13 protein-coding genes and 1 pseudogene are annotated in these 12,905 nt (G+C 62.4%); 4 read left to right on the top strand and 10 right to left on the bottom strand.

Going from position 1 to position 12,905, the window contains the following annotated elements; translation table 11 throughout:
- Positions 1-2: 2 nt before the first annotated feature.
- The 4 genes from hisE to GCU68_RS07810 form a co-directional block, all read right to left on the bottom strand.
- Positions 3-287, bottom strand: coding sequence for a phosphoribosyl-ATP diphosphatase (hisE, locus tag GCU68_RS07795; RefSeq protein WP_152940448.1), 285 nt, complete (start codon positions 285-287; stop codon positions 3-5).
- Complete coding sequence (locus GCU68_RS07800; protein WP_152940450.1) at positions 288-755, bottom strand: bifunctional nuclease family protein; 468 nt, start codon at positions 753-755, stop codon at positions 288-290.
- Positions 756-861: 106 nt separating this feature from the next.
- Positions 862-1,476, bottom strand: a complete 615-nt coding sequence (gene pdxT, locus GCU68_RS07805; RefSeq protein WP_152940452.1) for a pyridoxal 5'-phosphate synthase glutaminase subunit PdxT — start codon at positions 1,474-1,476, stop codon at positions 862-864.
- Positions 1,477-1,640: 164 nt separating this feature from the next.
- Complete coding sequence (locus GCU68_RS07810) at positions 1,641-1,802, bottom strand: preprotein translocase subunit Sec61beta (protein WP_076609150.1); 162 nt, start codon at positions 1,800-1,802, stop codon at positions 1,641-1,643.
- Between the two features lie 215 nt (positions 1,803-2,017).
- Between GCU68_RS07810 and GCU68_RS07815 the strand changes: the two genes are divergently transcribed.
- Complete coding sequence (locus GCU68_RS07815) at positions 2,018-2,287, top strand: thioredoxin family protein (RefSeq protein ID WP_006066014.1); 270 nt, start codon at positions 2,018-2,020, stop codon at positions 2,285-2,287.
- A 98-nt stretch (positions 2,288-2,385) separates the two neighbouring features.
- On the opposite strand, the gene GCU68_RS07820 is transcribed toward GCU68_RS07815, so the two are convergent.
- Both GCU68_RS07820 and GCU68_RS07825 read right to left on the bottom strand, forming a co-directional pair.
- Entirely contained in the window at positions 2,386-2,913 is a 528-nt protein-coding gene (locus tag GCU68_RS07820) for a hypothetical protein (protein ID WP_152940454.1), read from the bottom strand.
- 81 nt (positions 2,914-2,994) lie between these two features.
- The gene (locus GCU68_RS07825) at positions 2,995-3,738 is read right to left on the bottom strand and encodes an SDR family oxidoreductase (protein ID WP_152940456.1); all 744 of its coding nucleotides are present in this window, start codon (positions 3,736-3,738) and stop codon (positions 2,995-2,997) included.
- A gap of 146 nt (positions 3,739-3,884) precedes the next feature.
- Between GCU68_RS07825 and GCU68_RS07830 the strand changes: the two genes are divergently transcribed.
- Positions 3,885-4,073, top strand: coding sequence for a hypothetical protein (locus GCU68_RS07830; protein ID WP_152940458.1), 189 nt, complete (start codon positions 3,885-3,887; stop codon positions 4,071-4,073).
- Between the two features lie 392 nt (positions 4,074-4,465).
- Here the strand turns inward: GCU68_RS07830 and GCU68_RS07835 are convergent, their stop codons facing one another.
- Positions 4,466-5,995 (bottom strand): carboxypeptidase M32, encoded by a 1,530-nt coding sequence (locus GCU68_RS07835; protein WP_152940460.1) that lies wholly within the window; start codon positions 5,993-5,995, stop codon positions 4,466-4,468.
- A gap of 209 nt (positions 5,996-6,204) precedes the next feature.
- Here GCU68_RS07835 and GCU68_RS07840 point away from each other — a divergent pair, with 209 nt between their 5' ends.
- Complete coding sequence (locus GCU68_RS07840; RefSeq protein ID WP_152940461.1) at positions 6,205-6,561, top strand: hypothetical protein; 357 nt, start codon at positions 6,205-6,207, stop codon at positions 6,559-6,561.
- A gap of 55 nt (positions 6,562-6,616) precedes the next feature.
- Here the strand turns inward: GCU68_RS07840 and GCU68_RS07845 are convergent, their stop codons facing one another.
- Together GCU68_RS07845 and GCU68_RS07850 are read right to left on the bottom strand one after the other, a co-directional pair.
- A complete protein-coding gene (locus GCU68_RS07845; protein WP_152940463.1) occupies positions 6,617-7,717 on the bottom strand; it encodes a M20 family metallopeptidase in 1,101 nt (366 codons plus the stop codon).
- 64 nt (positions 7,718-7,781) lie between these two features.
- Positions 7,782-9,422, bottom strand: a complete 1,641-nt coding sequence (locus GCU68_RS07850) for a globin-coupled sensor protein (RefSeq protein ID WP_152940465.1) — start codon at positions 9,420-9,422, stop codon at positions 7,782-7,784.
- A gap of 190 nt (positions 9,423-9,612) precedes the next feature.
- Between GCU68_RS07850 and GCU68_RS07855 the strand changes: the two genes are divergently transcribed.
- The gene (locus tag GCU68_RS07855) at positions 9,613-11,490 is read left to right on the top strand and encodes a PINc/VapC family ATPase (protein ID WP_152940467.1); all 1,878 of its coding nucleotides are present in this window, start codon (positions 9,613-9,615) and stop codon (positions 11,488-11,490) included.
- 50 nt (positions 11,491-11,540) lie between these two features.
- On the opposite strand, the pseudogene GCU68_RS07860 reads toward GCU68_RS07855, so the two are convergent.
- Positions 11,541-12,876: pseudogene (locus GCU68_RS07860) on the bottom strand (RNA-guided endonuclease InsQ/TnpB family protein).
- Between the last annotated feature and the right edge of the window lie 29 nt (positions 12,877-12,905).

Consider the following 12,905-nt stretch of genomic DNA (forward strand, 5'->3'; position numbering starts at 1 on the left):
TGTCAGCGTCGGGCCTCGAGTTCCGTCTCGAGGTCCTCGAGGCTCATCTCTTTCATCGAGAGCAAGACGAGCAGGTGGTAGACGATGTCGGCGGCTTCGTAGGCGATTTCGTCGTGGTCGTCGTCTTTGGCCGCGAGTATGAGTTCGGTCGATTCCTCGCCGAGTTTCTCTAACACTGCGTTCTCGCCTTTCTCGTGGGTGAAAAGCGAGGCAGTATAGGAATCCTCAGGCAGCGTTTCCTTTCGGTCTTCGATGACAGCGAACAGTTCTTCGAGCGTCTCCTCCATTCACATTTCACCCGACATGGTGCGGATATCTTCGAGTTGCTCGAACTTTTCGGTGTCGTCTCGGCCGTTCTCGAAGACGGCGTCGGTGACCTCGATCGGCGCGTTCGTCCGAGCCGCGAGCGCAAGCGAGTCGCTCGGCCGGGCATCGATGACGGTCTCGCCGCGCGGCGTCTCGAGGTACAGATCCGCGATGTAGGTACCTCCCTGGCCGTCGTCGCGTTCTTTGATTTCGCTGACGACGACGCGATCGACCCGACTTCCCAGTTCCTCCATGACGTCGAGCAACAGATCGTGTGTCAACGGTCGTCCGATATCCTCGGCCGCTAAGCCGCGTGCGATGCTCGTCGCCTCCTCGAACCCGATGAAGATCGGGACCACGTCGTCTTCGCCGTCGACGCTCAAGACGACCACCGGAACCGGCCCCTGTGGCGTCCCTGCGACGCGGACCGCGTCGATAGAAGCCTGCATATCCATCACATTGCGTGCCACGGAGAAAACACGTCCGGTCGCGAATGCATGCACCGGTCGTTCGAGTCGCCGACCGCTGCACGGTAGCCGTTCCGTCGGTTCGTCGCTACGCGTCCTTGAGCGCCGGCACCGTCGCGTCGTCGTTTTCGAAGAAGGCCAGCCCGTGGATTCGGCTGTCGGGGGTCAGTTCGGGATGGAACGCGGTGCCGACGACCGGCCCCTGTTTCACCGCGACCGGGCGGCCGTCCCACGAGGCGAGCACCGTCGCGTCGCCCATGTCGTCGATGGCCGGCGCGCGGATGAACACCGCCGGATACGGCTCATCGAGGCCCGCGACGTCGAGTGGGGCCTCGAAGCTGTCTTTCTGCCGTCCGAAGGCGTTTCGCTCGACCGTGACGTCGAGCACGCCGAGTTCCTCAACCCGGTCGTCGGCCGCGTCGCTCGAGGCGACGATCAGGCCGGCACAGGTCGCAAGGAGTGGTTTCCCAGCGGCGACGTGGGCCTGAATTTCGGCGGCGATCCCCTCGCTGTGGAGCAGTCGGGAGATAGTCGTCGACTCGCCACCCGGCATCGCGAGGAGGTCACAGTCGGGGACGGTCCCCGAATCACGAATCTCGTGGACGGTGACCTCGCGGTTGTGGGCCCGCACTGCCCGTTCGATGGCGGCGGCGTGCTCTTCGACGTCGCCCTGGACGGCGACGACGCCAGCGGTCAGTGACATGCACAGCGCTAGGGAAGATGGGGTCAAAAAAGTCGCGTCCGGCAGCGATCGGACAGTGTCGAACGCACCCCACGGTCACCGCGTACCGTTGTGGTCTGCCTCAAGTCGATCAGAACCAGTCCCGATATGGCCGAGTCCTGACCGAGGAGACGGAAAAACGTCGTCTACGAGACGAATGTCAGCAGCTGTACGAGTACGCCGATCATGACGCCGGTCGCGATGACTGTTTTCGGGTCGATCTGAATCGCTTTCGAGTCCTCCGAGTCGAAGTACCGGACGAGTCCGGCACTCGACATCAAGCCGCCGGAATTTTGTCCCTTGTCCATACTCGCCACTACGGCCAGGTCAAACTAAAGCTTTCGTCCCTGTTCCAAACTGTGGTCGCACTGATCGGCCGACACCGCCTTTCGAAGCCACCTCGCCGCCGGACTCGCCGGAATCCAGGTACGTCGTGCTGTCTCGCCGCGTCTCGTGGCTTGCGGCAAGCGACCCCAGGTGGGAAACCCTTATCCGCGCTGCGTGGAAACTAGCACTGAACCGTATGACTGTCACACTTAAGGACTTCTACGCTGACTGGTGTGGCCCCTGCAAGACCCAGGACCCGATCCTCGAGGAGCTCGAGGACGACTGGGAGGGCCGATTCGAGGTCGAGAAGGTAAACGTCGATGAACAACAGGACATTGCCAACGAGTATCAGGTACGCTCGCTGCCGACGCTCGTTATCGAAAACGACGACGGCATCGTCGAGCGCTTCGTTGGTGTCACCCAGCGCGAAGACATCGAGGACGCCCTCGAGTCGGCGGGCGCATAAACGACGAACAGACACTCGAGTCGGTGTCGTTTTGTTGCGACGCTGTTCTGCTGAGCACCAGCGCCTTCGATCCTAACAAGAGCCGTCAGTGAACGCTATCAGGGCTCGTCCGGATCGAGATCGTCAGTGTCGAACTCGTCGGTTGGTGGCTCCTCGCTGACACCGAACGTGTCGGGTGTCGATTCCTCGTCGATGTCGAACGCGTCGGTCTCGAGTTCCTGCCCGCTGACGCCGACGTTCCCGTCTTGAATTTCGATCACCACTCCGTCATCGTGCTCCGTGGCACGGCCGAGCAACTGGTTCGTCGCCGATTCGACCTCTCGGTTGACCGACCAGACGAACCGGAGGACAGCCTCGAGTTCGGTGCCGACCTCCCGGAGGCCGCGTTCGGGCGAGAGTTCGCCGAGACTCGGTGCACCTTCGGGATGGAGATACTGGATCGGATGATCGGTCGGCACCTCCTGAAGGTCGACGTCGAACGACCAGAGATACGGCAGCGCCTGGAGTGCGTACCCGTTCGGTTTCGGTGCCTTGCGGCCCGCAGCTGTCAGTGCCACGCCGATCGCTGTCGTCCCGGAATCGGTGTCGTAGTAGACGCCGGGAACACCTGGAATAGAGAGACGCATACACGAGCGATGACGCCCACCACGGGTGAGTGCACACCCGGCACCTTCACGGTCGTTTTATTGGCGGGAGAACAGCGATCGTCAGAAGCTGTCTGCGAACTTGTCACGCCGATTGACGTCGATCTCGCTCACGCTCGATCCCTCGCGTGTGGCGGCGAAAACGATCGCCTCGGCGACCTCCTCGGGTTCGCTGGCTTCGCCTTCCTCGAAGTGTTCTTCGAAGGTCGTCCCGTCGGTCGTCTCGAACTCGGAACGGACTTCAGCTGGGTTGATAATCGAGACGCCGACGCCGTCGTCGCCGACCTGCGCGGCGACGCTTTTTGCGAACCCACGGACCCACCACTTCGAGGCAGCATAGACGGGATTGAACGACCGGGGGTACTGGCCCGCAAAACTCCCGACGAAAAGCAGATGGCCGTTCCGCTCGCGGACGTGGGGGATCGCCGCCCGTGTCGCGTAGAAAACGCCGTCGACGTTCGTTTCCTGCATCGTCTCGTAGTCGTCGGTCGACAGCGCTTCGACGTCGCTGCCCCGCGAGAGCCCCGCGTTGTTCACCAGCACGTCGAGGCCACCGAACGTCTCGACGGTGGTGTCGATCAGGGCGTCGACGGCGGCCTCTTCGCGAACGTCCGTCGGCACGACCAGCGTCTCGACGCCGTGAGTCGACTCGAGATCGGCCGCTAACTCAGTCAGTCGATCCTCGCTTCTGGCTGCGAGGACGACGTTCGAATCCTCGGACGCAAGCGCCCGGCAGGTCGCCGCGCCGATACCCGTGCTTGCGCCCGTGACGATCGCTGTCTGTCCCTCGAGTGGACTGTCTGTCATAGCCATATCCACGGGCATCGTGCCCTAAAAATCGCGCTTTCCGGAACCTGTGACGGGCCGTAACCGTCTCCACGAACACTCCATCGCCCGTGGAAATCATCGATCCTTGACATAGGTATTTATGTCAGATCGTGCTACATCGACCCATGAATCCGGAGGCCGAACGCCGGTGTCACCTGCTGATCGGCATCTCGTTAGTTTTGTTGACAATTGGGATCGGCTACGACTTCCTCGTTGGGACGGAACTAGCCGACTTTCTGGTGATCATCGCCGGCCTGTTCATCGGCTGGGTAGCTTTCCTGTACTGTCTGGGTAACGCCGCGTTCTGGCGATAGTCAGGACGTGGGCTGGTCGACGTCTACAGACTGAACAGGGCGAGTGCCTCGGGGCTTGACCCCGTGGGTGAAGCCCGTCAAAATATTTAACAAACCACGTCTTGTCGCATAGGGTAACGACCGCGAAGGATATTGAAGACCTCAGTATGAAGCGGTCGTTTGGCTGATGGAATGCGACTCCTCTCAAAACCCGCCACTGGCGGTGAGACGGGAGTTGTCGGGTCGTGGTGGAGCGACCGACACTCACGGACACCGGCGAGGTGTTTGGGTGTTAATTCCAACCGACCCAGTTCGGGAAGGTCGAGGGGAATTAAACTCATCTGCGTCCGTCCGCCCATTTCTGGGCGACATGGACAAAACGGTGAAGCCTCGGGGCTTGTCCCCGAGGTACTTCACGCTTCGAGGTCGTACAGTGCGCCGTACTTCGCCGTAACGTACTCGAGGAAGTGGTCCGCGGTCAGTTCCTCACCAGTTGCGCGCTCGATCAGCTCTTGTGTCGTGTACTGCTTGCCGTGCTGGTGGATCTGTTCGCGAAGCCAGCCGTTCAGTTCGTCGAAGTTGCCCTCGCGAATGTCGCTGTCGAGGTCACCGAGGTCGGCTTCGGCGGCCGCGTACAGCTGTGCGGCGAGCACCGACCCGAGCGAGTACGTCGGGAAGTAGCCAAAGGAGCCGTGAGACCAGTGGATGTCCTGCAGACAGCCCTCCGCGTCGGTCTCTGGCCGGACGCCGAGGTACTCCTCGTACTTGTCGTTCCAGACCTCGGGGACGTCCTCGACCGCGAGGTCGCCCGAAATCAGGTCGCGCTCGATCTCGAAGCGGATCACGATGTGCAGGTGGTAGGTGAGTTCGTCCGCCTCGACGCGAATGAGGTTGTCGTCGTGGACCTGGTTCGCGGCTTCGTAGGCGTCTTCGGGTGTGACGGCCTCGAGACTCGGGAACCGCTCGCGGGCGACCGGGAGGAACTGCTCCCAGAACGGCCGAGAGCGACCGATGTGGTTCTCCCAGAGCCGCGATTGGGATTCGTGAACCGAGAGGTCTCGAGCCTCACCCAGCGGGGTGCCGTAGCCCTCGTCGGGCAGGCCGAGCGTGTAGTTCGCGTGGCCGAACTCGTGGATCGTCGAGGTGATCGAGCCGAGCAGGTCGTCTTCCTCGAAGCGAGTCGTCACGCGGGCGTCGAACTGGGTCCCTGAGGAGAACGGATGCGGGGCGGTGTCTAGTCGGCCGCGATTCCAGTTGTACCCCAGCGAGTCGAGGACGTCACGCGCGAGTGCTTCCTGATCGTTGTCTTCGAACGTGCCCGCGAAGGCGTCGGTCTCGAGGTCGGTGTCACTGTCTCCGACCGCGTCGATCAACGGGACGAGTTCGTCGCGCAGGCGCTCGAGTATCCCCTCTGCGGTCTCGAGGTCGATGTACGGCTCGTAGTCCGAAAACAGCACCTCGTAGGGATCAGCGTCGGGATCGATGTGGTTGGCGTACTCCCGTTTGAGTTCGACCAGTTTCTCGAGGGTGGGCGCAAACGCCTCGAAGTCGTCGTTCTCCTTGGCCTGTTTCCATTTGGGGTGGGCGTTGGCAGTCGTCTCGGAGATCTCCTCGACAAGTTCCTGTGGAACGCTGGTCTCTCGGTCGTAGCGTCGACGGACCTCTCGGACGACGGCCGCCTGTTCGTCGGTGAGCTCCGTTGCCTCGAGGTCGGAGAGTAGCGCTCCGGTCTCGTCGGCCGTCAGCAGTTCGTGGCTGATCGACGACAGCGTCGAGAGCTGCTGGGCGCGGGCGGGCGTCCCCTCGTCGGGCATCACGACTTCTTGATCCCACTGGAGGATACCGGCCGCGTTCGATACGTTCGCGATTCGCGTGACGCGCGTTTCGAACTCGTTGTACGTCTCGGATGACGCCCCCTCGGTCCGGGGCTGATCGGTCGCCATGGACGTATGCTAGCGAAGATACGGTATCAACGTCGTGGTTCCGGCACTCGAGTGTGTCGTTTCGGCCAGCGATCCGGTCGAAATGATGCGTGCGGCGCGACAACATTCGACACGCCAGGCGGCGACTCGAGACGTACGCGTCCTGTGATACCGGTGTAGAACACGCAAGCACGTGACTGTTCGGGCTCCCTGACGACTCTCTTGGTACAATGGTAGTCGCTTCGATAATCGTGTTCATCGCGAGCCTGTTGATCGGTGCACTGGGTATCTACGTCAGCGCGCGCGTCATCGTCGGCGCTGGCAGCTTCGACCGCGCGATCGTCACCGCGATCATCGGGGCGGTCGTCTGGGCCGTCGTCGGCTTCTTCGTCGGCTGGATACCCCTATTGGGGCCGCTGCTGGCCCTGCTCGCGTACATCGCGGTGATCAACTTCCGGTATCCCGGCGAATGGACCGCCGCCGCGATGATCGGCCTGCTCGCGTGGGTGACCGTCTTGATCGTCCTGTACGCACTCGCCGCGGTCGGGATCACCAGCTTTGGCGCAGTTGGCATCCCCGGCCTCTAACCCGCTACCGCATAGCAGACGGCTTACGGCTCCGGCCCGCCACCTCGAGCCCGCACTACGGCCACGACGCCGCGACCCGCTGGTAGGTCTTTCGACACCGCTCGAGCACTGCGAGCGAGACGCTTTCGGTTTCCGTGTGGGCCTCGCCGGGCTCTGACGGCCCGCAAATCACGCATTCAGTCCCGGCCTGGGAAAGCCATCCGGCATCGGTTGCGTGGGGTTTCGTCACGAGTGCCGGCGTCCCCGATTGGGCGGCGTCGGCCGCCTCGCGGACCGCCTCGGCGAACGCCTCGTCCGTACACCGCATCGGCGGGAGGTCCTGATCGACGGTCCACGTGATGCCCTCGAGGTCCTCGAGGCGCTCGAGCGAGGCCCGCTCGCCCGGCACCGTTCGCTCGTCAACAGTCAGCGTACAGCGGTCGGGGATGACGTTCATCGCCACCCCACCCTCGATTTCGGTGACGGCGAGACTGCCCGCGAGCGTCTCGCCCGCCACGTCGATCGCCGGGGCCTCGAGGGCGCGAACGAGGTCGACGGCGTCGGTCGCGCGGTAGATGGCGTTCTCGCCGGCGTCGACTTCGCTTGCGTGGGCGGCCGTGCCGCGAGCGGTGATCGTACTTCCGCGTCGGCCCTTGTGGGCGACGGCGACGTCCGTCACGCCGGGGCTTGAATAGCCCGTCGACCCTTCGCCGACGATGGCGTAGTCGGGGGAAAAGCCGTGCTCGATGGCGTGTTGTGCGCCAACGCCGCCAACTTCCTCGCCGACGAAACTGGCGAAAACGAGTTCCCCGGCTGGCGATGGGTCGCTGTCGCGGAACGCGAGCATCGCGGCTGCGACTGCGCCTTTCATGTCCGCCGCGCCACGACCGTAGAGGCGACCGTCTCGCTGCTCGACGACGTACTCGAGGTCATCCGCGGCCGTCTCAGACGTACCGACAACTTGCGACGCCGCGGGCTCGACGACGTCGTGGTGGCCGACGAGCGCCAGCGTCCGGTCGCCAGTTCCCTTCCGTGCGATCACGTTCCCGGCCACATCGCGGGTGACCTCGGCGTCGGTCTCACGTCGCAGCCACGTCTCGATGTGATCTCCCGCGGCCGTCTCGTCGTCGTGGCTCGGAATCGACACCAACTCGCGCGTCAACTCACGGACGGTCATGGCGACCACTACGACGCGGTGGGTGTTGTGTCCATCGAGCGATCGCCCTGCTTTGCGTGATGGCCTACTGGACTTGCTCGTACACCGGCCGGTCGTCCTCGTCCTCGTCGTCGCCTTCGGTCAGTCTCGAAACGGTCTCGCCGACGCTCTGGAGGCTGGCGGTCTGTTCTTCGCTGGCCGCGGCGACCGACTCCGTCGCGTCGGCGACCTGATTCGCCGTCTGCGAGATGTCTTCGACGGTCGTCGCCGCCGTCTCGACGTTGCGCGCCTGCTGGTCGGTCGCCGCCGCGATGTCTTCCATCTTCGATGCCGTCTGGTCGACCGCGTCGTGGATCTCCTCGAGCGAGTCCATCGTCTCGCGAACCCGGTCGGTGCCATCGTCGATTCGCTCGGCTGTCTCTTCGGTCGTTTCGACCGTCTTCATCGCGTCCCGGCGAACGCCTTCGACGGCGTCTTCGATCGCCGCGAGGTCGCGTTTGGTCTGCTCGGCGAACGACTCGACTTCGTTTGCGATCACACCCATCGTCCCCGCGTTCGCGCCCTCCGAGCGCGAGGCCTCGATTTTGGCGTTTTTCGCCAGCACGGTCGTCCGCTCGGCGACGTCGTCGAGTCGCTCGAGAACCGCGTCGATCTCTTCCGTTCTGCTCTCGAGGTCGTCGGCGGATTTGGTGACGTCTTCGGTCGCGTCCTCGATGGCCTCGAGTTCGTCCAAGGCGTCGTCGGCCGCTTCGACGCCGTCGGCGGTGAGCCGTTCGGCTCGTTCGCTCTCCGAGCGGACGTCGTCGGCGACGCTCGCGACCTCTTCGATCGCGGCGCTCAACTCGCCGAGTTCTGTCGCCGCCTGATTCGTGTTTCTCGCCTGTGCGTTCGTGTGGCTGCTGATCGTCTGAGCACGACCGGCGATCACTTCGCTCGCGTTGTGCAGTTCCTCGATCGGGCCTTGGACGTCCTCTTCGACTTCTCGCGCCAGTCGCTGGCGGCGCTCGATCGAGTCCTCGAGTCGCTTCGCGTAGGAGTCGACGTACGTGTCGGTCGCGATCTGCATGTCGAGGTTGATGATGCGCAACAGCGAGAGCACGTCCATCATCCCGTCGTCGACCGCGTCTCTGACTGTCGCCTCGAACGATTCCTCGAGGCCGTCATCGTCGTCGTCGCCACCGAAGCCGAGCGCACTGACGAAGCCGCCGATGCCACCGCCTTCGGATTCCTGCTCTTCGACCCACTCTTCGATCGCGTCGACGACCTGCCGCTGGGCGCGCTCGTTGAGCCGATCGAGCAACAGCGTGTAGTAGACGCCGTACTGACCCACGTAGTGTTTCAACGGCATGTCGAGGATCTCGTGGAGCTTGCCGACTCGAGCCCGGTTGGCGAAAAACGATTGGTCGTAGTCGCCCGTGGACAGCGAGACCATATACGCCCGCTGGGTCTGTTTCAGTGCCGGAACGTCCTTCGGCGAGCGGTTGATGACCGCTCTGGTCTGTTTGTACTGCAGAATCTTGTCGTAGAAGTCGTCTGCAATCTCGTCTTGGTTCTCGCGCAACAGCGTCTCGAGGTCCGCTAACCGCTGTTCGTCCTCCTCATCGAAGCCGACGAACTCCTTTCGCCACGCGATCTCGTCGTTGTCGAGCCCGATTCTGTCCACAAGCTCATCAACTGAAAGAAAATGGTTGAGTCCCCCTTGTCCGAACGTTTGTTCCGGATCCATTACCTCCACCTCTCCTGTGTAAGGTGTAATATCCAACGAATGTTCTCGCAGAATAGGAGTACTGCCGTGGGGCGATTGTTCGGGTTTTTCGCGTGGTGTCGCTCGCCGCCGTCACCCCTTGCGTACCGTGAGTCGCGTGCCTTTGCTGGTGGAACACCCTTATAGGCGTCCGTCGACCAAGTTACCGTATATGCACGTCGTGCCGGATACGAGCGTGGTCATCGATGGCCGCGTCTCGGCGACGATCGATGATGGGCAGTTCGAGGGAGCGACGATTTCGGTGCCGGAAGCCGTCGTCGCGGAACTCGAGGCGCAGGCGAACGACGGGATCGACAGTGGCTGGGACGGCTTAGAAGAGCTCCAGCGACTCGCCGCCCTCGCCGACGAGGGCGTGATCGCCCTCGAGTACATCGGCGAGCGTCCCGACGCGATCGAACGGGGCCACGCCGCAGAGGGCGAGATCGACGCGCTGATCCGCGATCTCGCCGAGGACCTCGAGGCGACGTTCCTGACGAGCGACGTCGTGCAGGCCGAAGTCGCGAAAGCGAAAGGCCTCGACGTCGAGCACGTCTCGCCGGAGGTCCGCAAAGTGGGCACGCTGACCGTCGAGAACTACTTCGACGACCAGACGATGAGCGTCCACCTCAAGACGGATACGGTTCCGATGGCCAAGCGGGGCGAACTCGGTGAGATGCGCTACGAGCAGATCGCCGACGAACCGCTCGACGAGGCGACGATGGACGAGTACGCCCGCGAGATCGTCGACGGCGCGAAGGAGTCTCCAGAGGGCTTCATCGAACTCTCCGAACCGGGCATGAAGATCGTCCAGTTCCGGGATTATCGGATTGCCATCGGCCGTCCGCCGTTTGCCGACGGGATCGAGATTACGGCCGTCCGACCGATTGCCCAGACCGACATCGAAGACTACGAGAAAGCCGACGAACTGAAAGAACGGCTGCTCGAGCGCCAGCGTGGCGTCCTCATCTCGGGGGCACCGGGGGCCGGGAAGTCGACGTTCGCACAGGCGGTCGCTCGCTACATCTCGGAGCACGATTATGCCGTCAAGACGATGGAGAAACCGCGGGACCTGCAGGTCGGCCCCGAGATCACCCAGTACACCGAACTGGGCGGCGAGATGGCGAAAACGGCGGACGCACTCCTGATGGTCCGTCCCGACTACACCATCTACGACGAGGTCCGCAAGACCGACGACTTCGAGGTCTTCGCGGACATGCGACTGGCCGGTGTCGGCATGATCGGCGTCGTCCACGCGACGCGCCCGATCGACGCCCTGCAGCGCCTCGTCGGCCGGGTCGAACTCGGGATGATTCCCCAAGTCGTCGACACCGTCGTCTACATCGAAGCCGGTGAGGTAAACACCGTCTACGACGTCAAGACGGAGGTCAAAGTCCCCGCCGGCCTGACCGAGGAGGACCTCGCTCGACCCGTGATCCAGGTGACGAACTTCGAGACGGGCGACCCCGAGTACGAGATCTACACGTTCAACCGCCAGGTCGTCACCGTCCCGCTCAAAGACGAAGAAGGTGGCCCCGGCAGCGAGTCCGGCGTCGATCGGATCGCCAAAAGCGAGATCGAACGGGAGATCCGCTCGATCGCCCGCGGCTACGTCGACGTCGAACTCAAGAGTCAGAACAAAGCCGTCGTCTACGTCGAAGAGGACGACATCTCGAGCGTGATCGGCAAGGGCGGCGGACGGATCACGGACGTCGAGAACCGGCTGGGGATCGATATCGACGTGCGGACCCACGACGAGAACCCCAACTACGGCGCTGGCGGCGGTGCCAGCGCAGGTGGCGGTGGCGGACAACGCGGCGGCGGCCAACCAGCAGGCCAGATGGTCACCCCCGAGATCACCTCGCGACACGTCGTCGTCCCCGTCGACGGCAACCACGGCGAAACCGTCGAAGTGCAAGCCGGCGGCGAGTATCTGTTCACCGCGACGGTCAGTCGCGGCGGCGAAATTCAGGTCTCTCGAGGAAGTGCAATCGCCGACGAGCTAGAGCAGGCGATCGATCGCAAAGAGCCGATTACGGTCGTCCCGTCTTGACATCCTCCCCGCCCTGAAGGGCGAGGATTCCCGCGTTGGGAAATTGTGGTTTACGACGTGACCTGTTCTTGAGGTGCGAACGCACCAGTTTCCTTGTCAAACAAGAACGTCGATGGCTGTGCCAACCAGCCGTTACTCCTATCACCGCCATCTGTGGCGAGACTCGGAGATACTTTCTGTCGAATATTCTCAGCGCCGTTCACATCAGCGTTCGCTACTGTACCGCACTCATCGCACACGTACAACCCGCGTTCAACACGGTTCGCCTTACGCTTGCGACCACAACACGAACACGACTTCGACGTATCACGTTCAGACACCTGCTCGACCGCGATTCCTTCCATCTCGGCCTTGTATTCAAGCAGGTCGGTGAAGCGGTCGAACGCCCACGAATGCAGGTCAAGGTTGCCGTGATTGCCCCAACTCTTCGACTCGTCGTTCTCCTCGTCCTCACGGATACCAGTGAGGTCACCAACCACAATCGTTCCAACATCTTCGTCTACACATCGCTGAACGATATGTTTGGAGAGGGTATGGAAGTAGTGGGTTCGGCGAGCGGACTTCTTCTGGTTCAACCGCGTGGCTTGCTCGGAACCAGAGTCATCACAGCGAGCGATACGCTTGCTGAAGTAGTAGTCGTCCTGCTTCAGGCAGTTCAGCGGGTACAGTTCGGCGTGACCGTCTTCGTAGGCGAGTGCGGCGAAGTTGTTGATGCCAAGGTCAACACCCACTGTCTTCTCACCCGGTGCTTCGGACACTTCGACCTCGACTTTACACACGAAGTGCAGTTCCCATTCATCCCCTGTCCAAACGGCCCTGACTTGTTGAACGCCCTCCACGGTGGAGAGGTCAATGTCGGGACGAGTTTGGTATTCGCAGAGGATGAAGTCCGACCAGTACTCCTTGAGGTTCGACCCTTTTGAGAGTCGAACGCGGTTGTACTGGGTGTCGAGTTTGAAACCAGCGGCTTTGAATGTGACTGTGGAACGTGGGTGTTTGTCGCCGTGTTTGCGGTAGCCGGGCGGGTTCGCGTTCGTATCTCCGTTGCGTCGTTTGCCGTACCAGCCGTTGAACGCTTCAGCGAGTTCTTGAAGAACGCGCTGTGCTCAATGAGCGAAGCTCATTGGCATCACGAGACGGCTTCGCCGTCTCGAACGAACTTGACTGAGAATGCAGGTCATCATAGCGTTCGTGGGACTTGAGGTAGGCGGTGAGTTCGTCGTGTTCGGGGATGTAGTCGATTTCATCCCAGATGCGACTGCACGTCCACCGTCCGACGTTCCAGAGTTTCGAGGCGGCGAACCCGAGCGAATCGAGGTCGTCTTGCACCTGTTGCTGGTTCCTGATGGAAGCAGTGTAGGTGCGGGTGACAACCTGTTTCGCCATACATAACCTATGTAGACAAACCTACTTGA

This window comes from Natronorubrum aibiense (assembly GCF_009392895.1).
In the GTDB taxonomy this organism is placed as follows: domain Archaea; phylum Halobacteriota; class Halobacteria; order Halobacteriales; family Natrialbaceae; genus Natronorubrum; species Natronorubrum aibiense.

Excerpts from the sequence above, each read along its gene's own strand:
- hisE (WP_152940448.1), bottom strand. The coding sequence starts at position 287 with ATGGAGGAGACGCTCGAAGAACTGTTCGCTGTCATCGAAGACCGAAAG.
- GCU68_RS07800 (WP_152940450.1), bottom strand. The coding sequence starts at position 755 with ATGCAGGCTTCTATCGACGCGGTCCGCGTCGCAGGGACGCCACAGGGG.
- pdxT (WP_152940452.1), bottom strand. The coding sequence starts at position 1,476 with ATGTCACTGACCGCTGGCGTCGTCGCCGTCCAGGGCGACGTCGAAGAG.
- GCU68_RS07810 (WP_076609150.1), bottom strand. The coding sequence starts at position 1,802 with ATGGACAAGGGACAAAATTCCGGCGGCTTGATGTCGAGTGCCGGACTC.
- GCU68_RS07815 (WP_006066014.1), top strand. The coding sequence starts at position 2,018 with ATGACTGTCACACTTAAGGACTTCTACGCTGACTGGTGTGGCCCCTGC.
- GCU68_RS07820 (WP_152940454.1), bottom strand. The coding sequence starts at position 2,913 with ATGCGTCTCTCTATTCCAGGTGTTCCCGGCGTCTACTACGACACCGAT.
- GCU68_RS07825 (WP_152940456.1), bottom strand. The coding sequence starts at position 3,738 with ATGACAGACAGTCCACTCGAGGGACAGACAGCGATCGTCACGGGCGCA.
- GCU68_RS07830 (WP_152940458.1), top strand. The coding sequence starts at position 3,885 with ATGAATCCGGAGGCCGAACGCCGGTGTCACCTGCTGATCGGCATCTCG.
- GCU68_RS07835 (WP_152940460.1), bottom strand. The coding sequence starts at position 5,995 with ATGGCGACCGATCAGCCCCGGACCGAGGGGGCGTCATCCGAGACGTAC.
- GCU68_RS07840 (WP_152940461.1), top strand. The coding sequence starts at position 6,205 with ATGGTAGTCGCTTCGATAATCGTGTTCATCGCGAGCCTGTTGATCGGT.
- GCU68_RS07845 (WP_152940463.1), bottom strand. The coding sequence starts at position 7,717 with ATGACCGTCCGTGAGTTGACGCGCGAGTTGGTGTCGATTCCGAGCCAC.
- GCU68_RS07850 (WP_152940465.1), bottom strand. The coding sequence starts at position 9,422 with ATGGATCCGGAACAAACGTTCGGACAAGGGGGACTCAACCATTTTCTT.
- GCU68_RS07855 (WP_152940467.1), top strand. The coding sequence starts at position 9,613 with ATGCACGTCGTGCCGGATACGAGCGTGGTCATCGATGGCCGCGTCTCG.